Below are 17,796 nucleotides of genomic sequence, written 5' to 3' on the forward strand. Positions count from 1 at the left end.
GGCCCCGCGGCGCCCGCGAGCCCGGCAGGTCCCGGGGGCCCCGCCGGGGCGGGGCCCCCGGCGGGAGCGGGGTCACTGCCCGCCATGGCTGCGGCGCAGTTCGGCCTTGCGGACCTTGCCGGTGAGCGTCTTGGGCAGGGCGTCGACCAGCACCAGGCGGTCGGGGAGGAAGCGCTCCTCCTGGCCGGCCGCGCGCAGGTGGGCCAGGATGCCGTCCAGGTCGGGGCGGGCGGGCCCGCTGGGCACGACGACGGCGAGGATCGGGTCGTCGGGGCGGCCGGTGGTGCCGACCAGGGCGGTCTCGGCGACGTCGGGGTGGCGGGAGACGATCGCCTCCAGTTCGGTGGTCGGGACGACCGCGCCGTCCCGGAGCAGGGCGTCCCGGGCCCGGCCGAGGATCCGGATGCCGCCCCGGCCGTCGGTGCGGGCGAGGTCGCCGGTGTCGAACCAGCCGTCGGCGTCGAGTTCGGCGGCGAAGGCGTCCGCGCGCCGGTGGTAGCCGAGCGCGCGGGCCGCGCCGCGCACCCGCAGCCGGCCGACGTCGGCCCGGGTGCCGGGGCGGTCGGGGTCGTCCACGCGCAGTTCCATCGCGTCGATCGGTCCGCCGTTGCTGTGGGCGGCCCGGTCCGCGTCGTAGTCGAGCCGGGTGATGGTGACCGGCCCGAACTCGGACATCCCCCACACCGAGTAGGTGCGGGCGCCGAGCGTCTCGCGGACGTCGTCGACCAGGTCCTGGAGGACGGGCGCGGAGCCGGTGATGGCGTGCCGCAGGGTGGAGACGTCGCGCGGTTCGGCCCGCTGGGCGCGGATGACGTCGGCGAAGGTGCTCGGCGGGCCGTAGATCAGCGTGGCGCCGTACCGTTCGACCAGGTCGAGCAGGACGTCGTTGCGCCGGAGGTCCTGGAAGGCGACGGTGCCGCCGACCATGACACCGGTCAGCACGCCCTGGCCGAAGCCGGAGTAGTGCACCAGCGGGGTGGTGACGGCCGCCACCAGGCTGTCGTCGAGCAGGAAGGTGTCGGCGTAGCCGCGGACCGCCGCGTGGACGGTGTTCTGGCTGTGCAGGACGCCCTTGGGCAGGCCGGTGGTGCCGGAGGTGAACAGCACCACGAACGGTTCGTCGGGGGTGAGTGCGAGGCCGTCCAGGTCGCCGGTGCGGCCCTCCTCCCAGGAGGTGGCCACGAAGTGGTCCTCGAAGGAGAGGGTGCCGGGGCTGCGCCCGCCGACCACCACCACGTGCTCCAGCGGCAGGTCGGCCTTGAGGGCGGCGAGGTGCGCGGCCAGCGGGTAGCCGTTCCACTCCGGGACGGTGACGCAGACCCGGGCGCCGGTCAGTTCGAGCCGGTGGCGCAGCTCGTCCTCCTGGCAGACCGGGTCGATCGGGCAGGTCACCGCGCCGATCCGGATCGCGGCGAACAGCAGCGGCACCGACTCCCAGCGGTTGGGGAGCTGGACGGCGACGAAGTCGCCGCGCCGGACCCCGAGTTCGAGCAGGGCGACGGCGAACCGGTCGGTCAGCCGGGCGAGTTCGGCGTAGTCGAGGGTGTCGGTGCGCGACTCCCCGACCCGGCGGGCGGCGATGGCGAGCTTGCGCGGGCGCAGCCGGGCCTGCCGGTGCAGGTCGTCCAGGAAGGTCTCCCGGCGCCACCAGCCGCGCCGCAGGTACGCGGCGGCGAGTTCGGGGCTCGGCGCGAAGTCCGTTGCCTCCGACGGGGTCCGGTCGGTCGCCGCGGTCCCGGCGGGGGCGGTCGTGACGGTCTCGGCGGCGGTCATCCGCGCTCCTTGCGGCGCACGTCGAGCAGCTCGGGCAGCGGGTTGCCGGCCCGGCCGGCGGCGATCTCCAGCAGGTCGCGGGTGTTCTGCCGGACCCGGCCGCCGACCCAGTCGAAGACCCACTGCTTGCGGGCCTGCGCGGGCAGGTGGAAGGGGACGGCCCGGGTGACGGCGAGGGCGGCCGATCCGGCGCCGCCGATGTTGGCGATGACGCCGGGGACGAGGACGGCTCCGGCGGCGGCGATCTTCTCCTTGGCCTCGGCGGTGGAGGCGAGGTTGGCGCCCTCGACCACCAGGCGGGCCCGCAGCCGGTGGGCGTTCTCGGCGTTGAGCGCGTACTTCTGGGCGGCGAGGACCAGCAGGTCGGCGTCGACGTCGAGCCAGGCGTCGGGCTCGCCGGAGAGGGTGACGCCCTGCGGGAGGCGGGCGCGGTCGATCCGGCCGAACTCGTCGGTGATGTCGATCAGGTCGGCGACCGGCAGCCGGTCGGCGCTGATGGTGCCGCCGATGTCGGCGACGCCGACGATCAGGTGGCCGCGGTCCTCCAGGAACTGGGCGACCGCGCGGCCCACCGCGCCGAAGCCCTGGACCACCACCCGGGCCGGGCCGGTGCGGCCGTCGGCCTCCAGGGCGGTGACGGCGGCGACGCCGACGCCGTGGCCGGTGCAGTCGATCAGCGGCTCGTAGTAGGTGCGCCAGTCGATCGGCATGTCGGGGGCGCCGAGCCGGTAGCGCGGGTCGTACCCGGCCTCCTCGAAGAACACCGCCCGGTCGGCGGGGGTGACGCCCATGTCGATGCCGAGGTGGATGCCGCCGTGCAGCAGCGGCTTGACGGTGCGTCCGAAGGTGCGGAAGGTCTGCTCGCGGTCGCTGCCGTCGGAGACGATGCCGGCCTTGGCGCCGCCGATCCGCAGCCCGGCCAGGGTGAACTTCTCGGTCATGTCGCGGGCCAGTCCGGCGACCTCCTCCTCGGTGACGCCGGGGGTCATCCGGGTGCCGCCCATGGCGAGGCCGTCGACCAGGGAGTCGACCACCACCCAGCCCTTGAGGGTGCCGCCGCTGCCGTTGAGGTGGGTGGTGAAGGCGGGCGGCTGCGGGTCTGTCGAAGTCATTGCGGGGTCCTCCAGTACACGGACGGTTCGGGGTCGTGTGCCGCCTCGGCGGGCCGGACGGGGGTCACTGGTAGAGCTGGGCGAAGCCGCGCAGGATCTCCCGGCCGTCGCTGCGGAACTCCAGGTGGGCCTGGGAGCCGAGGATGCGGCCGTCGTCGGAGCGGATGAACTCCACCGGCGCGTGCTCGGAGCGGCCGATCGAGCGGAAGCCCGCGGGCGCCTCCTGGAGGTAGAGGGTGTGCCGGTGGAAGACCGTCACCTCCGGGCCGACGTGCGCGAAGAGCGGTTCCTCCTTGTCGACCTGCGCCCGGTGGCCGCCGACCCGCTGCGGGCCCTCGGCGAGCCGCCCGCCGGCCGCGACGGCGATGACCTGCATGCCGCCGCAGATCCCGAAGACCGGGACGTCCGCCTCGTTGACCAGGTCGATCAGCGGCTTGTAGAACTCGCCGTCGTAGGCGCGGACCTTGGTGCCGCTGAGCACGATCGCCTGGTAGCGGCCGTCCAGCCGGGCGGGCAGCTCGGCGGCGGCGGCCACCTCGGTCTCCGAGCCGAGCTCCTCGAAGCGGCTGCGGAGCTGTTTCAGGGACAGCGTCCCGTTGTTGACGACCAGCACTCGGGATTTCGCCACGTGCGGTGCTCCTCGCTGCTCAGGTTCGGGTGATGACGGTGCCGGTGCGTTCGGCGACCAGGTCGGTGACGGGGGCGCTGCCGATGACGACGCGCTCCACGCCGCCGTCCAGGGCCTCGCCGGCGGCCCGCAGCTTCTTGCGCATGCCGCCGGTGGCGCCCTTGTCGCGGAACTTCGCGGCGGCCTCGGCGGTGATCCGGCGCACCGGCCGGTCGTCGATCAGCAGGTGGGCGACGTCGGTGACGAGCACCAGCTGCCCGGCCCCGATGCCCCCGGCGACGGCGGCGGCGGCCCGGTCGGCGTCGGTGTTGACCTCCTGGCCGGCGGTGTTGCGGGCCAGCGGGGTGACCAGGTGGACGTGGCCGGGGCGCACCGCCTTGAGCGGGGCCGGGTCGACGCCGGTGATCGGGCCGACCAGGTTCTCCAGCTCGACGAGCTGCTTGTCCTTCCACCACCAGCGCTCGCCCTCGCCGGCGGTGACCAGGCCGTCGCTGCCGAGCAGCCGCTCGCCGGTGACGCCGCGCCGCTCCAGCCGGGCCAGGACGTCCGCGGCGAGTTCGGCGCTGACCTGCTTGATGTCCCCGATCACCTCGGGCGTGGTCCAGCGGCTCTGGTTGCCGTACCGGTCGCGCAGGATCGCGGACGGGTCGCGGTAGCGGGCGCCGAGGTTCTTCAGCGGCTTGGACCAGCCGTGCACCAGGACCAACGGCCGCTGCCGGGCGTACGCGGCGAGGTCGTCCCACCAGGCGTCGGCCAGGTCGTCGACGGTGCTGCCGCCGAGCTTGACCACGGTGGGGGTGGACTCGGGTGTCGTCGCGCTCATGCGGGCATCACCGGCTGCATGGTCAGGCCGGTCTGGACCGGCAGGCCGAATCGGATGTTGGTCACCTGGATCGCCTGGCCGGCCGCGCCCTTGACCATGTTGTCCAGGGCGGCCAGCACGACGATCCGCCCGCCCTCCTCGTCGTGCAGGGCGGTCACGTCGCAGTAGTTGGAGCCGAGCACGGCCTGCGGGTCGGGCACCGGGATCAGCGTCTCGTTGGAGCGGCGCACCCGGACGAACGGGTGGTCCTTGTAGAACCGCAGGTAGGCGCGTTGCAGGGTGCGCGCGTCCACCGGGTCGTCGGTGAACACGTAGCTGCTGGCCATCAGTCCGCGCACGTGCGAGACGCCGTACGCCGACATGCTGAGCGATTCGACGCCGCCCGGCTTGCCGCGGTCCAGGAAGTCCTTGACCTCCGCGGCGTGCCGGTGCCCGGACGGGGCGTACGGGGCGATGGCGCCGTTGCGCAGCGGGTGCAGGTTGGCGGTGCGCAGTTCGAGGCCGCCGCCGCTGGAGCCGGTCTTGCCGTCCACCACCACGGTCTTCAGGTTGAGGCCGAGGGAGAGCACCAGCGGGGCGAGCCCGAGGGTGATCGCGGTGGCGAAGCAGCCGGGCAGCGAGATCAGCGCGGCCCCGACGAGCTGGTCGCCGACCAGCTCGGGGACGCCGTAGACGAAGCGGTCGGCCAGGTCGTCCGTCCGCGGCACCTTGGGGTACCAGCGCCGGTGCAGCTCGGGGTCGCGGATCCGGAAGGCGCCGCTGAGGTCGACCACGCAGGGCACCTGGTCGGCCAGTCGGGCGGCGAGCGCCGCCGAGGCGGGCGCGGGGGTGGCCAGGAAGACCACGTCGCAGCGGTCGGCCAGGCTGTCCGGGAGCGCCTCGATGGTCAGGCCGAGGTCGAGGCGCAGCCCGGGGTGCAGCTCGGACGGGCGCCGGCCGGCGCTGGAGGAGCCGCCGAGGAAGGTCAGTTCCAGTTCGGGGTGCTGGAGCACCAGTCTGATCAGTTCGCCGCCGGCCAGCCCGGAGGCCCCGACGATGCCGACCCGGATCATCCGGTCTCCTCCTGGACGTAGCGGGCGACGGCGGCGGCGATGTCCACCCCGGTGGCCGAGGCGACCGCCCGGAAGGCCGGGGCGTGGTTGACCTCGTTGACGACGTAGCCGTTCGGGGTGGCGAACAGGTCGATCCCGTAGATGCCGGGGCCGAGCACGTCCAGCACCCCCTCGACGGTCTTGCGGACCTCGGGGTCCGGGTCGACGGCCCGGTTGCGGTTGCCGAGCGCCGCGTTGCTGCGCCAGTCGGTGCCGGCGCTGCGGAACTCGGCGATGGCCACGGTCTCGCGGCCGACGGTGAAGCAGCGCAGCGAGGTGCCGGAGGCCAGGTAGGGCTCGACCAGGCTGGCCTGTTCGAAGCCGTGCCCGAGGTCCTCGACGTAGTCGTAGACGGACTGCGCGCTGTCGGCGTCGCGCAGCAGGGTGACCCGCTTGCCCATGCCGCCGAAGACCGGCTTGAGCACCACGGGCGGCGGGAGTTCGGTCAGCGCCTTCTCGAAGTCGCGCCGGGAGAGGACCAGGCGGAAGTCGGGCACCGGCACGCCCGCGGCCCGCAGTTGGGCGCGCAGGGTGAGCTTGTTCTCGCAGGCGTGGATGGCCGGGGCGGTGTTCAGGGTGCGGATGCGGGCCGCCTCGGTGAGGGTGGCGATCAGGCCGCCCCGGGTGTAGCTGCGGCTGCGGACCAGGACGGCGGCGTGCTCGCGCAGCGAGGCCGCGTCGCGGTCCCCCAGGGCCAGCGACTCGTCGTTGACCCATTCGATCCGCAGGCCGAGGCCCGCGGCGGTGTCGATCAGTCGGCGTTCTTCCCAGCCGACCCGGTCGGCGATGAGGGCGACGGTGCGTGTCATCGGCTCACTGGCCCCAGTCGCGCAGCTGGACCTCGACGGCCTGCAGGCTCAGCCGGCCGTCCTCGATGTCCTCCACCCGCAGGGTCAGCAGGCACTCGGGGCAGGCGATGGTCTCGCCCTGCACCAGCGGCGGGGTGGTGAGGTCGGTCTCGCACTCGGGGCACAGGCCGGTGAGCGTGGCTACAGACATGGTGTTCTCCGTGATCGGTTCGGGTCGGTGGACCGGAAGCGGGGGTGGGAAGGGGACGGGAAGGGCGGCGGGGGCGGCTCAGGCGGCCTGGTACCGGTCGGCCGCGGCGCGGATCGCGTCCCGGTCGAGCAGTTCCTCGCCGTGCGCCTGGCGTTCGGTGAGCCAGGTGGTGAAGGCCGCCAGGTCGAGGGAGTCGGCGGTGTCGCCGAGCGCCCACCGGACGAGCGGGGCGGTGAGCCGGGTGCGCACCCGCAGTCCGCGGGCGTTGCCCACCACCTCGGGCGGGAGCGTCTCGTACGCCTCGGGGTGGGTCAGCTGGCCGGGCAGCTCGTACGCGAACGCGTGCGGGGCGGTCGGGCCGGACTGGAAGGCGTGGCCGAGCCGGGCGCCGCGCAGGGCGGCGTTGGTCAGCTCGGTGAGGTGGCTGAGGTCGAAGCGGGTGTCGCCGTACACCACCCGCAGCGAGGTGAGCAGTTCGGCGAGCGGGGCGTTGCCGCCGCGTTCGCCGATGCCGCCGGCCGTGGCGGAGATCCAGCGCGCGCCGGCCCGGTAGGCGGCGAGCGAGTTGGCGACCGCCATGCCCAGCATGTTGTGCGAGTGGATCTCGATCTCGGAGCCGTCGATCGCGGTGATCTCCCCGATCACCGACTCCATCTGCCAGGGCGACAGGCAGGCGACCGTCTCGGCGAGCCGGAACCGGTCGGCGCCCGCCTCGAAGCCGGCCGTGACGTAGGGGACCAGGCGCTCCTTGGGGGTGCGCGCGCCGTCCTCGCCGCTGAAGGTGACGTGGAAGCCGCGGTCCTTGGCCTCCTCGATGGCGGTGCGGGCCAGCGAGATCAGGTACTTGGTGCTCGGCGAGGCCAGCTTGAGCCGGGCGTGCTCCTCGGAGGTCGGGATCGAGAACATCACCGACCGCACGCCGAGCCGCAGCGCCTCGTCCAGCGCCTTCACCACCTGCTGGCGGTCGCGGACCATGACCAGGGTCAGGCTGCGCTCGGGCCCGACCGCCTCGTGGGCGGCCAGGACGAGGTCCGCGTCACCGGAGTTCGGGCCGGACACCATGCCGACCTCGACCAGCTCCACGCCGGTCCTCACCAGCAGGTCGGCGATGGTGGCGGCGTCCTTGGCGTCGAACTCGACGCCGGCCATGTGGGCCGAGTCGCGCAGGGTGGCGTCGGATATCCGGGGGAGTTCTCCCGGGGGTATTTCGACGTTCTCCGGAGGTGCCATTGCATTCACTCCTCATTGACCGTCATGAATCGTACGGAATCAGTGCGACGCGGTGCGGTGAAGCCGGGGTCAAGCCTCGCCGCTCGCCCGATCCGGGGTCAAGATCCGCCGTGTCAGAGCTGTGTCAATATTCCTCAGGCGAATGTCAGGCCGATGTCAGGGCCGCGGAATCCGCCGGACCGGGCGGCGTGTTCCCGCTCACGCCGGGAACCGGTGCGTCCGCCGGGATTCCGGGATAGAGTTCCCGGAGCCCGGCGGCCGGCCCGCCGGAATGCGGGAACGCCGGGGCACGGGGACGGGGGGAATCGGGTGATCTTCGCGGTCGAGCTGGTCCTGCCCGCGGGCGCGGGCGGCGCTCCGCGCGGGCTGCGGGAGCACCGGGCGTACTGGGACGGCCTGGCCGGGGAGGGCGTGCTGATCGCCGGCGGCCCCTGGCAGGACGGCTCCGGGGAGCTGCTGCTGTGCCGCGCCCCGGACCGGGCCGCCGTGCTGCGCCTGCTCGAACAGGACCCCTACCTGCGCTTTCGCACCGTGACCAGGTACACGGTGCGGGCCTGGCAGCCGGCCGGAGACCTGTCGGCACCACCCGCGCCCGCCGCCCCGTCCACGCCCGCCGCCCCGCCGGTCGCGCGGCGGGCCGGGCGGCCGGCCGCCGCGGCCGGGGCGCTGACCCCGCACGAGGAGCGGGTCGCGGCGATGGCGGTGGCGGGCATGACGAACCGGGCGATCGCCGCGGCGCTGTCGGTCTCCACCCGCGCGGTGGAACTCCAGATGACCCGTATCTACCGGAAGCTCGCCATTCGGCGCCGGGCCCAACTCGCCCTCGCGTTGAACGGCCGGGTAAATACGGGCGGACTGCCGGAACAAATCGCCTGAACACCCGCCGCTACGGTTTCCCGTAGTGTCCGCACGGTCGGTCGACAATAGCCTGGGAGGAATACCTCCGACCGATGGGTGAGATCGCCATGGGCATTCCTTCCGCACCCCGGATAGGGCTGGTCGTTCCTCCGGAGAACCCCAATGCGGAGCCGGAGTACACCCAGCTCCTGGGCCGCGGCCCGACATTCCACACGACCCGTTTCCCGACCACCCCGGACAGCACCCTGCGGGAAATGCTGGACACCTACAACGAGGTGCTGCCGGACGTGCTGGCCGGGTTCGGCCGACTGCCGCTGGACGCCGCGGTGGTGGCCTGCAGCGCCTCGCACTACCTGCACGCGCCGGACGGGGACCGGGAGTTCTGCGCGGAGCTGTCCGAGCGGACCGGCTTCCCGGTGCGCTCCTCCGCGCTGGCCACCCTGGACGCCCTCCAGGCCCTCGGCCTGACCCGGCTGACCCTGGTCTCCCCCTACGAGCCGTGGCTGACCGAGCTCTCCCGCTCCTACTGGGAGCGGGCCGGGCTGACCGTCGAGCGGGTCGTGCAGGTGTCCACCGACGGCCGGTTCGACCCGTACACCGTGACCACCGGCGGGCTGCTCGCCCAGCTGCGGCGGCAGGACGTGCCCGAGGACGCGACGCTGCTCTTCACCGGCACCGGGATGTTCACCCTGGACGCCCTGGCGGAACTCGACGGCGACCCGGACCGGGTGCTGCTCAGCTCCAACCTGGCCAGTGTCTGGTGGGCGCTGCGCGCGGCGGGCGGGCGGCCCGGCGAGGCGGCGGGCGACCACCCGCTGCTGCGCCGGCTGGCGCGCCGGGCCGTCGCGGCCTGAGTCGGCCGCCCCCGGGTCCGGCCGCTCCGCGCGGGCCGGGCCCGGGCTTCAACCGCTGCCGATCCGGTAGCCGACGCCCCGCACCGTGATGATCCACTTGTTGCCGCCGAGCTTGCTGCGCAGGCTGCTGACGTGGGTGTCGATGGTCCGGCTGGACTCGGTCCAGTCGCACTCCCAGACCTTCGCCATGAGCTCCTTGCGGGACAGCACCGATCCGGGGTTGGAGGCCAGCACGTAGAGCAGCTCGAACTCCTTCGCGGTGACGTTGACCACCCGGCCGTCCACCTGCACCTCGCGGGTGCGGCCGTTGATGTGCAGCGGGCGCAGCGAGATGTCCTTCACCGCGGGCTCGGGGTCGGGGGCGGGGGCCCGGGTGCGGCGCATGACCGCCTCGATGCGGGCCACGATTTCCTGCGGGGGGCAAGATTTGGTCACGCAGTCGTCCGCCCCGGCCTGCAGGGCGAGCACCCGGTCGGACTCCCGGTCCCTGGCCGCGAAGGCAATGACCGGCGTGCTGCCGGAGGATCGCAGGAGTCTGCACGCTTCGAGCCCTTCGATATCGGGGAGATCGAGGTCGAGCAGCACCAGATCGACGTCGGGGATCATTTCCAGGGCCTCCCGGCCGGTGCCGGCGATCTTGGCCTCGTACCCCTTTCGCAAAAGGCTGTAGAGAACAGATTCGGCCACGGTAGAATGCTCCCCGACCAACAGCACGCGTACCATGTTTCCTCGTCCTCTCCATAAACGGTCGCATCACGACGTCCCGTCCCGGTCGCCCGGTCCCGGGGCGAAAACGGCACGGAGGGGCCCCGGCGCGTCCCGGAGGGACGGGTCGGGGCGGCCGGCAGGGGCCGGGAGTCAGGTCACCGACCGGCGCGACATCGTACGGTGGGCGCGGCGGCCGGTTCGCGACGGCTCTGCATCCGACCTGCTCCCCTGAGGATTCGAACGGCTTCCGGCACCGGTGCGGACGGGGCTGGAGTGGTGGAAGACGCCCGTGCGAATTCCGTCCGTTCCGAGTGCGATTCGCCCATATCCTGACACCCCGTGCCGCCGAGGGCAAGCATATGCCGAAGCCCGCCGCGCGCGGACGGGCCGGCTCTCCAGGGAATCTGTCCAAATTGGTACCGATTCGAGCCGAAGGACCCGCTCCGGATTTCACACAGCGGCAATGGAAGCGGGCGCGGCCCCCCGAAGGCCGGGGGTTTCCACCCTCGGACCCCGGGGGGCCGCGCCCCGATCCCGGCGATAGCGTCCCCGCCGCGAATCCTCACTGCGCGTGTGCTCCGCGGCGGTCTGCGTCGCGGACAGTAATTGTCCGGCGGGTCGCTTCCGGAATCGTTCATCCGGCTGTCTCACCGGAAATGTTTGAAACAGCTCCTCCTTATTCCGCCGCTCCTCCGGGCCTCAGCCGGCGGCGCCGGCCGGGGCACCGGCCCGGGCGTAGCGGCTGACCGGACGGGGCAGGCCGAGCAGCCCGCGCAGGGTGTCCGCCGCGTAGGCGGTGCGGAACGCGCCGCGGCGCTGGAGCTCCGGCACCAGGGCGCGGGTGATCGCGGTCAGGTCGTGCGGCAGGGCGCCGGGCCGCAGCCGGAAGCCGTCCAGGCCGGTCTCCCGCCAGTCCAGCAGCAGGTCGGCGAGTTCGGCGGGGGTGCCGGTGAAGACCAGGGCGTCCGAGCCGAAGACGCTGCCGTCGGTCTCGTCCAGCCGCCGCTTGCGCTCGGCGGCCCGGCCCGGCTCCTCGTCGAGGAAGACCACCAGGTCGGCGAAGGTCCGGATCGGCTCCTCGGCGGGCCGCTCGAAGCGCTGCCGGGCCCGGTCGAACTCGCCGAGCCTGGTGACGGCGTCCGCGCGGGACTGCGGGGTGACGAAGACGACGTCCGCCCCGGCGGCGGCCAGCTCGTACGGGGTGCTGGCGTGGGCGAGGACGGCCACCACCGGCTGGCCCTGCGGCGGGCGCGGGGTGATCGAGGGGCCGCGGACGGAGAAGTGCTCGCCGGTGAAGTCGACGTGGTGCACCTTGTCGCCGTCGAGGTAGCGGCCGGTGGCGGTGTCGCGGATCTCCGCGTCGTCCTCCCAGCTGTCCCAGAGCCGGCGGACGGCCTCGACCACCTCGTGGGCCTCGCCGAAGAGTTCGCGCAGCCGGGCGGCGATCAGCTCGGAGTCCCGGACGTCCTCGTCGGTCAGCTGCGGGGTGGTGCGGCGGCCGAAGTGCGCGGCGTCGGCGGCCCGGGAGGTGATCTGCGGGCGCCAGCCGGCCCGGCCCAGGCTGGCGTGGTCGAGCGAGGCGATCCCGATGGCGAGGTGGAACGGCTCGGTGTGGGTGACGTTGGTGGTCGGGACCAGCCCGATGTGCGAGGTCAGCGGGGCGAGCGCGGCGGCCAGCAGGACGGCGTCCAGCCGGCCCCGGACGTGGTCGGTGCGGTCGTCGGGCAGGTGGAAGGCCGAGGTCTGCAGGCCGAGGGTGTCCTCGATGGTGACGAAGTCGAGCAGGCCCTGTTCGGCCTCGGTGACCAGGTCGGCCCAGTAGCGGGCGGTGAGGATCTCGGCGGGCCGGGCGTCGGGCTCGCGCCAGGCGGCGGGGTGCCAGCCGGTGCCGTCCAGGGCGACCGCGAGGTGCAGGTGGGTCACGGGGTCTCCTCGAAGTGGCGGCGGGCGGGCTTCAGGCCGAGGTGGTCGCGGAGCGTGGGGCCGGTGTAGTCGGCGCGGTGCACGCCCATCTCCTGGAGCAGCGGCACCACCCGGTCGACCAGCTCGTCCAGCCCGCCGGGCACCACGTTCGGGGAGAAGACGAAGCCGTCGGCGGCGTCGCTCTGCACGAACTCGTTCATCGCGTCGGCGACCTGGCGCGGCGTGCCGACGAAGGTGGGCCGCGCGGTGACCTCGACGATCAGCTCCCGGATGCTCAGCCCGCGCTCCTCGGCGGTCTTGCGCCAGTGCCGGACGGTCTCCTCGCGTCCCCGGCTGCGGTACAGGTTGTGGCCCTTGGTGACGACGTTCTCCGGGACGGGGTCGACGTCCGGCAGCGGGCCGTCCGGGTCGTAGCCGGACAGGTCGCGGCCCCAGGCCGCCTCCATCAGCATCAGCGCGGTCTGCGGGCTCACCTGGGCGCGGGCGACCTCCTCGGCCCGCTCGGCGGCCTCCTCCGGGGTGTCGCCCAGGACGTAGCTGACCGACGGGATGATCTTCAGGTCCTCCGGGGAGCGGCCGTACTTGGCCAGCCGCGCCTTGACGTCCCGGTAGGCGGCCTGCCCGGCCGCCAGGTCGCTGTGCCGGCTGAAGATGACGTCGGCGTCGGCGGCGGCGAACTCGCGGCCCTCGGGCGAGTCGCCCGCCTGGATGATCACCGGGTGGCCCTGCGGGCCGGACGGGGTGCTGAACCGGCCGGATATGTCGAAGTGCTGCCCCCGGTGGGCGAACCGGCCGGCCCCGGGCCGGATGAACTCGCCGGTGGCGGCGTCGGGCCGGAAGTCGCCCGGCCGCCAGCTGTCCCACAGCTCCCGGGCGGTGTGCAGGAACTCGGCGGCCCGGGTGTAGCGGTCGGCCTCGTCCAGGAAGCCGCCGCGCCGGAAGTTCTCGCCGGTGAACGCGTCGTAGCTGGTCACCACGTTCCAGGCGGCCCGGCCCCCGCTCAGGTGGTCCAGGGTGGCCACCCGCCGGGCCACGTCGTAGGGCTCGTTGAAGGTGGAGTTGACGGTCGCGGCCAGCCCGAGGTGGGTGGTGACGGCGGAGAGCGCGCTCAGCACGGTCAGCGCCTCGGGGCGGCCCGCCACGTCGAGGTCGAGGACCCGGCCCTTGTGCTCGCGCAGCCGCAGGCCCTCGGAGAGGAAGAAGAAGTCGAACTTGCCGCGTTCGGCGGTCCGGGCGAGCCGGGCGAAGGAGTCGAAGGCGATCTGGCTCCCGGCGGCCGGGTCCGACCAGATCACGGTGTGCTGGACGCTGGGGAGTTGGGCGGCGAGGTGGATCTGTTTCACTGGCACGGCGAACGTTCTCCTGGTGCGGTGTGCGCTGGTTCAGCGGGGTATTCGGTCCGGGTCGGCGGCGGCGGGCCGCCCGCAACAGCCCAGCCCCGCCACGGCGCGGCGCGGCCCGCAGGCGCGGGACGGCAACCGTCCCGCGCCCCGGACCACCTGACGGCCGGTCACCCGCGCCGGACCGGGAAGCCGTGCGCCCGGGCGGAGACCACCACGCCCAGCACCGGGACCAGCAGGATCAGCACCGTCCACGGGAAGGACTCGGCGCCGATCCCGTCCAGCAGCAGGCCGCCGATGATGCCGCCCGCGGCCATCGCCACGTTCCACAGGGTGACCAGCATCGCCTGCGCGCCGTCCGCCTGCTCGCCGCCCGCGTCGCCCACCGCGGTCTGCAGCAGGGTCGGCACGCCGCCCCAGCCCAGGCCCCAGAGCGCCGCCGCGACGTACACCAGCGCGTGGGTGCCGGACAGCAGGCCGAGCACCGCCGCCGCGACCGCGACCAGCAGGGTGCTGGCGATGGTCAGGACCCGCAGCTGGCGGTGGATCCGGGCGCCGACGATCCAGATGCTCAGCATCGAGGTGATGCCGAAGACCAGCAGCACCCGGTCGGTGGAGTCGCCCATGCCGAGGTGGTCGAGGTAGGTCGCGACGTACGCGTACAGGATGGTGTGGGCCAGCACGAAGACCAGGGTCACGAACAGCACCGGCGTCACGCCGGGCACGGAGAGCGCGCCCAGGATGCGGGTGCGGCCCTCGGGGCGCTGCCCCGGGTAGTCCGGCACGGTCGCCGCGATCCACCCGATGACGATCACGGCCAGCACCGACATCGCCAGGAACGCCACCCACCAGTCGAACACCCGGCCGACGAAGGTGCCGGCCGGCACGCCCAGCGACAGCGCGACCGGGATGCCGGTCATCACGATCGCGATCGCCTTGCCCTGCAGCGGCACCGGCGCCATCCGGCGGGCGTACCCGGCCAGCAGCGCCCACGCCAGACCGGCCGCCACGCCCGCGACGAACCGGCCCGCCATGGTCAGCACGTAGTCGGTCGACAGCGCGGTGACGGTGTTGGCCACCACGAACGCCACCATCGCGGTCAGCAGCAGCCGCTTGCGCCGCCAGGCGGCGGTGGCCACGGTCAGCGGGATCGCGGTGAGCGCGGTGGCGATCGCGTAGATCGTCACCGACTGCCCCATCGCCGACTCGCTGACCTTGAGGTCGGCGCTCATCGCGGGCAGCACGCCCGCCGGGAGGGTCTCGGTCAGGGAGGTGATGAAGACCGCGGTGGTCAGGGCCAACAGCGCCAGGAGGGGCAGTTTGCGGCTCTCCGGCTGCGCGCCGTCGTCGGTCGGGTTCTGGATGTCCGGTGGCGACTGTGTGCTCATGGCGGCTATGTTTGAACCCTCACATATATGTGAGGGTCAATCAATCCTGATGTGAGGTGGGTCACATGCGCATCGGAGAGCTGTCGGAACGCACCAACACCTCCCGCCGCCTGCTCCGCTACTACGAGGAACAGCAGCTGATCGTCTCCGCCCGGATGCCGAACGGCTACCGGGAGTACGACGAGCGCTTCGTCGACCGGGTCCTGCAGATCCGCGGGCTGCTCGACGCCGGGCTGCCCGTCAGGATCATCAAACAGATTCTGCCCTGCCTGGACAAGCCCCGAACCATCCACTTCCCGGACGCCACCCCCGAGATGCTGGCCACCCTGCGCCGCGAACGGGACCGGATGACCGAGCGCATCAACTGCCTGATCCGCAACCGCGACTCGGTCGCCGAGTACCTCGACGCGGTCAGCCAGGGCCAGCGCCCCGCCCCCGCCCCCGTCCGGGAGCCGGTCCCCTCCGGCGCCTGACGCCCGCCCCGCCCGCCGGAGGCCGGGCCGTTCGGGGCGCGGCCCCGGGGAGCCGCTCGCCCGTCCGGGTACCCCTTGTGCCGAATTCGGTCACTTTGCGTATCTCGACATGCACTTCTGGTCACCACGTGTCTTGATGGACGAGACGTCGGCGGCCTTCGCCCGGCGGACCGTTTTCCGAGAGAGGCATTTCCATGCGCAAGATCGCCCGTGTCATCGCTGTCGGCACCATGGCTGTTCCGTTCCTCGCCGGTCTGACCGGTGCCGCCTTCGCCGACACCGCCGGCTACCACCAGGACCAGCAGTTCGCCGGTCCGACCGGTGCGGCCGCCTCGTCGATCATCAGCGAGGTCGGCAACGGCGTCGGCGGCGCGGGCAACGGCGCCTGCTTCGAGGCCGTCAACCTGGCGGCGGGCCCCAACGGCGCCGCCCTGTCCCAGGTCAAGTCGCACGTCTTCGACGGTGACAACGGCACCGCGGGCGCCGGCTACGAGCAGAGCATGATCGCCGCCGGCCCGGCCGGCGCCGGCGTGCAGAGCGTCGGCAGCCACGTCTTCACCGGCTGACCCACCCCGCGCCCCGGCGGGGGGGGGGGGGGGGGGGGGGGCGCCGGCGCGCGGCCCCCCCCCCCCCCCCCCCCCCCCCCCGCCTCAAGCGCCGGTCCCGCCCCTGGGACGGCTGACCAGGCCGGGGCGGGCGCGGCGCGGTGCGGACGGCGGGCCGCACGCCCACCGTCCGTACCGGGAGAGGGTCTTCAGTCGGAGAGCCGGTACTCCTCCAGCAGCCGGCGTCCCACGATCATCTTCTGGATCTCCGCCGTACCTTCACCGATCAGCAGCATCGGGGCCTCCCGGTACAGCCGCTCGATCTCGTACTCCTTGGAGAAGCCGTAGCCGCCGTGGATCCGGAAGGAGTCCTCGACGACCTCCTTGCAGTACTCGGAGGCCAGGTACTTCGCCATGCCGGCCTCCAGGTCGTTGCGCTGCCCGCTGTCCTTCTTGCGGGCGGCCATCACCATCATCTGGTGCGCGGCCTCGACCTTGGTGGCCATCTCGGCCAGCTTGAACTGGATCGCCTGGTGCTCGGCGATCCGCTTGCCGAAGGTGACCCGCTGCTGGGCGTAGGAGATGCCCAGCTCGAAGGCGCGGCGGGCCACCCCGCAGCCGCGCGCGGCCACGTTGACCCGGCCGACCTCGACGCCGTCCATCATCTGGTAGAAGCCCTTGCCGGGGACGCCGCCGAGGACCCGGTCGGCCGGGACCCGGACGTCCTGGAGCACCAACTCGGTGGTGTCGACGCCCTTGTAGCCCATCTTCTCGATCTTGCCGGGCACGGTCAGGCCGGGCACGGTCGGGTTGGCCCCGAAGCCGGGGGTCTTCTCGATCAGGAAGGTGGTCATGTTCTTGTAGGGGGTGCTGCCGCCCTCGTCGGTCTTGCAGAGCACCGCGACCAGCGAGGAGGTGCCGCCGTTGGTCAGCCACATCTTCTGGCCGTTCAGGACGTACGCGTCGCCGTCCCGGACGCCCTTGGTGGAGATCGCCGAGACGTCGGAGCCCAGGCCGGGCTCGGACATCGAGAAGGCGCCGCGCAGCTCGCCGGCCGCCATCCTCGGCAGGAAGTGCTCCTTCTGCTCCGGGGTGCCGTGCGCGTTGATCATGTGCGCCACGATGAAGTGGGTGTTGACGATGCCGGAGACCGACATCCAGCCGCGGGCGATCTCCTCCACCACCAGGGCGTAGGTGAGCAGCGACTCGCCCAGGCCGCCGTACTCCTCGGGGATGGTCAGCCCGAACAGGCCGAGCTGCTTCATCCCCTCGACGATGGCGGTCGGGTACTCGTCCCGGTGCTCCAGCTCGGTGGCGACCGGGATGATCTCCTTGTCGACGAACTCCCGCACGGTGGCGAGGATGTCCCGCTGGATCTCGGTGAGGCCGTCGGTCTGTGCGAGGCGTCCCATCGTGCGGCTCCGGAAGGGTGTGAGGGCGGAGGGGTGGGGTTGGGGGGCTCCGCGGCGCGTGGCTGCCGCGGAGCCCCCGGGAACCGGGTGGGGCGAAGGCCGATGACGGCGGCCCGCCCGTCCGGGGCTCTGGAGGGCGCTCAGGCGAGCGGCTCGGGGCGGCCGGGCTGTTCGCCGCCGCGCTCCGCCACGTACGTCGCGGTCGGCACCATCACCTTGCGGCGGAAGGTGCAGACGACGGTGCCGTCCTGGTTGTAGCCCTTGGTCTCGACGTACACGATGCCGCGATCCGGCTTCGATGTCATGCGCTTGTCGAGAACGGTGGTCTCGCCGTACAGCGTGTCGCCGTGGAAGGTCGGCGCGACGTGCCGCAGCGACTCGATCTCCAGGTTGGCGATCGCCTTGCCGGAGACGTCCGGCACCGACATGCCGAGCAGCAGCGAGTAGACGTAGTTGCCGACCACGACGTTCTTCCCCTGCACGGTGGTGGTCGCGTAGTTGGCGTCCAGGTGCAGCGGGTGGTGGTTCATGGTGAGCAGGCAGAACAGGTGGTCGTCGTACTCGGTGACCGTCTTGCCGGGCCAGTGCTTGTAGACCGCGCCGACCTCGAACTCCTCGTAGGTGCGTCCGAACTGCATG

18 protein-coding genes are annotated in these 17,796 nt (G+C 72.9%); 4 read left to right on the plus strand and 14 right to left on the minus strand.

All coding sequences use genetic code 11. The features are described from left to right. Positions 1-72 precede the first annotated feature (72 nt). From ACIQVD_RS26095 to ACIQVD_RS26130, 8 genes are all read right to left on the minus strand, one after another. Complete coding sequence (locus ACIQVD_RS26095; RefSeq protein ID WP_402291888.1) at positions 73-1,773, minus strand: AMP-binding protein; 1,701 nt, start codon at positions 1,771-1,773, stop codon at positions 73-75. Then, on the minus strand, positions 1,770-2,885 hold the full coding sequence (locus ACIQVD_RS26100; protein ID WP_400680687.1) for a Glu/Leu/Phe/Val dehydrogenase dimerization domain-containing protein: 1,116 nt from the start codon (positions 2,883-2,885) through the stop codon (positions 1,770-1,772). Before ACIQVD_RS26100 ends, ACIQVD_RS26095 begins: the two co-directional genes overlap by 4 nt. Before the next feature lie 64 nt (positions 2,886-2,949). After that, on the minus strand, positions 2,950-3,513 hold the full coding sequence (locus tag ACIQVD_RS26105) for a type 1 glutamine amidotransferase (RefSeq protein ID WP_100834658.1): 564 nt from the start codon (positions 3,511-3,513) through the stop codon (positions 2,950-2,952). Positions 3,514-3,532: 19 nt separating this feature from the next. Further along, on the minus strand, positions 3,533-4,336 hold the full coding sequence (locus ACIQVD_RS26110; RefSeq protein ID WP_400680684.1) for an acetylglutamate kinase: 804 nt from the start codon (positions 4,334-4,336) through the stop codon (positions 3,533-3,535). After that, a complete protein-coding gene (argC, locus tag ACIQVD_RS26115) occupies positions 4,333-5,388 on the minus strand; it encodes an N-acetyl-gamma-glutamyl-phosphate reductase (protein ID WP_100834660.1) in 1,056 nt (351 codons plus the stop codon). Before argC ends, ACIQVD_RS26110 begins: the two co-directional genes overlap by 4 nt. Next, positions 5,385-6,236, minus strand: a complete 852-nt coding sequence (locus tag ACIQVD_RS26120; RefSeq protein ID WP_402291889.1) for a RimK family alpha-L-glutamate ligase — start codon at positions 6,234-6,236, stop codon at positions 5,385-5,387. The genes argC and ACIQVD_RS26120 overlap by 4 nt, the downstream gene beginning before the upstream one ends. Before the next feature lie 4 nt (positions 6,237-6,240). Next, positions 6,241-6,426: a lysine biosynthesis protein LysW gene (locus ACIQVD_RS26125; RefSeq protein ID WP_100834662.1), complete on the minus strand. Its 186-nt coding sequence runs from the start codon at positions 6,424-6,426 to the stop codon at positions 6,241-6,243. A gap of 78 nt (positions 6,427-6,504) precedes the next feature. Continuing rightward, a complete protein-coding gene (locus ACIQVD_RS26130; protein WP_402291890.1) occupies positions 6,505-7,656 on the minus strand; it encodes an isopropylmalate synthase in 1,152 nt (383 codons plus the stop codon). Positions 7,657-7,965: 309 nt separating this feature from the next. Here ACIQVD_RS26130 and ACIQVD_RS26135 point away from each other — a divergent pair, with 309 nt between their 5' ends. Continuing rightward, positions 7,966-8,532: a LuxR C-terminal-related transcriptional regulator gene (locus ACIQVD_RS26135; protein ID WP_402291891.1), complete on the plus strand. Its 567-nt coding sequence runs from the start codon at positions 7,966-7,968 to the stop codon at positions 8,530-8,532. Positions 8,533-8,606: 74 nt separating this feature from the next. Continuing rightward, positions 8,607-9,368: an arylmalonate decarboxylase gene (locus tag ACIQVD_RS26140; protein ID WP_402291892.1), complete on the plus strand. Its 762-nt coding sequence runs from the start codon at positions 8,607-8,609 to the stop codon at positions 9,366-9,368. 48 nt (positions 9,369-9,416) lie between these two features. Here the strand turns inward: ACIQVD_RS26140 and ACIQVD_RS26145 are convergent, their stop codons facing one another. The 4 genes from ACIQVD_RS26145 to ACIQVD_RS26160 form a co-directional block, all read right to left on the minus strand. After that, positions 9,417-10,091: a response regulator transcription factor gene (locus ACIQVD_RS26145; RefSeq protein WP_402291893.1), complete on the minus strand. Its 675-nt coding sequence runs from the start codon at positions 10,089-10,091 to the stop codon at positions 9,417-9,419. A gap of 684 nt (positions 10,092-10,775) precedes the next feature. Further along, entirely contained in the window at positions 10,776-11,999 is a 1,224-nt protein-coding gene (locus ACIQVD_RS26150) for an LLM class flavin-dependent oxidoreductase (RefSeq protein ID WP_400680675.1), read from the minus strand. Then, positions 11,996-13,342, minus strand: coding sequence for an NtaA/DmoA family FMN-dependent monooxygenase (locus tag ACIQVD_RS26155; RefSeq protein ID WP_400681552.1), 1,347 nt, complete (start codon positions 13,340-13,342; stop codon positions 11,996-11,998). The genes ACIQVD_RS26150 and ACIQVD_RS26155 overlap by 4 nt, the downstream gene beginning before the upstream one ends. 167 nt (positions 13,343-13,509) lie before the next feature. After that, positions 13,510-14,727 carry an MFS transporter gene (locus ACIQVD_RS26160; protein ID WP_400680674.1) on the minus strand — a complete coding sequence of 406 codons (1,218 nt, stop codon included), beginning with the start codon at positions 14,725-14,727 and terminating at the stop codon, positions 13,510-13,512. Between the two features lie 65 nt (positions 14,728-14,792). Between ACIQVD_RS26160 and ACIQVD_RS26165 the strand changes: the two genes are divergently transcribed. Together ACIQVD_RS26165 and ACIQVD_RS26170 are read left to right on the plus strand one after the other, a co-directional pair. After that, positions 14,793-15,200, plus strand: a complete 408-nt coding sequence (locus ACIQVD_RS26165; protein ID WP_400680671.1) for a MerR family transcriptional regulator — start codon at positions 14,793-14,795, stop codon at positions 15,198-15,200. A 230-nt stretch (positions 15,201-15,430) separates the two neighbouring features. Continuing rightward, positions 15,431-15,766: a hypothetical protein gene (locus tag ACIQVD_RS26170; protein WP_402291894.1), complete on the plus strand. Its 336-nt coding sequence runs from the start codon at positions 15,431-15,433 to the stop codon at positions 15,764-15,766. 188 nt (positions 15,767-15,954) lie between these two features. Here ACIQVD_RS26170 and ACIQVD_RS26175 read toward each other — a convergent pair whose 3' ends face one another. After that, complete coding sequence (locus ACIQVD_RS26175; protein ID WP_402291895.1) at positions 15,955-17,157, minus strand: acyl-CoA dehydrogenase family protein; 1,203 nt, start codon at positions 17,155-17,157, stop codon at positions 15,955-15,957. Positions 17,158-17,297: 140 nt separating this feature from the next. Then, positions 17,298-17,795, minus strand: a complete 498-nt coding sequence (locus ACIQVD_RS26180) for a MaoC family dehydratase (protein WP_100840182.1) — start codon at positions 17,793-17,795, stop codon at positions 17,298-17,300. Position 17,796: the final 1 nt, after the last annotated feature.

The sequence above is a fragment of the Kitasatospora sp. NPDC090308 genome (genome assembly GCF_044769485.1).
GTDB classification, from domain to species: Bacteria; Actinomycetota; Actinomycetes; order Streptomycetales; family Streptomycetaceae; genus Kitasatospora; species Kitasatospora fiedleri.

Coding starts and splice junctions, on each gene's coding strand:
- ACIQVD_RS26095 (WP_402291888.1), bottom strand. CDS start 1,773: ATGACCGCCGCCGAGACCGTCACGACCGCCCCCGCCGGGACCGCGGCG.
- ACIQVD_RS26100 (WP_400680687.1), bottom strand. CDS start 2,885: ATGACTTCGACAGACCCGCAGCCGCCCGCCTTCACCACCCACCTCAAC.
- ACIQVD_RS26110 (WP_400680684.1), bottom strand. CDS start 4,336: ATGAGCGCGACGACACCCGAGTCCACCCCCACCGTGGTCAAGCTCGGC.
- argC (WP_100834660.1), bottom strand. CDS start 5,388: ATGATCCGGGTCGGCATCGTCGGGGCCTCCGGGCTGGCCGGCGGCGAA.
- ACIQVD_RS26120 (WP_402291889.1), bottom strand. CDS start 6,236: ATGACACGCACCGTCGCCCTCATCGCCGACCGGGTCGGCTGGGAAGAA.
- ACIQVD_RS26125 (WP_100834662.1), bottom strand. CDS start 6,426: ATGTCTGTAGCCACGCTCACCGGCCTGTGCCCCGAGTGCGAGACCGAC.
- ACIQVD_RS26130 (WP_402291890.1), bottom strand. CDS start 7,656: ATGGCACCTCCGGAGAACGTCGAAATACCCCCGGGAGAACTCCCCCGG.
- ACIQVD_RS26140 (WP_402291892.1), top strand. CDS start 8,607: ATGGGTGAGATCGCCATGGGCATTCCTTCCGCACCCCGGATAGGGCTG.
- ACIQVD_RS26145 (WP_402291893.1), bottom strand. CDS start 10,091: ATGGTACGCGTGCTGTTGGTCGGGGAGCATTCTACCGTGGCCGAATCT.
- ACIQVD_RS26160 (WP_400680674.1), bottom strand. CDS start 14,727: ATGAGCACACAGTCGCCACCGGACATCCAGAACCCGACCGACGACGGC.
- ACIQVD_RS26165 (WP_400680671.1), top strand. CDS start 14,793: ATGCGCATCGGAGAGCTGTCGGAACGCACCAACACCTCCCGCCGCCTG.
- ACIQVD_RS26170 (WP_402291894.1), top strand. CDS start 15,431: ATGGCTGTTCCGTTCCTCGCCGGTCTGACCGGTGCCGCCTTCGCCGAC.
- ACIQVD_RS26175 (WP_402291895.1), bottom strand. CDS start 17,157: ATGGGACGCCTCGCACAGACCGACGGCCTCACCGAGATCCAGCGGGAC.
- ACIQVD_RS26180 (WP_100840182.1), bottom strand. CDS start 17,795: ATGCAGTTCGGACGCACCTACGAGGAGTTCGAGGTCGGCGCGGTCTAC.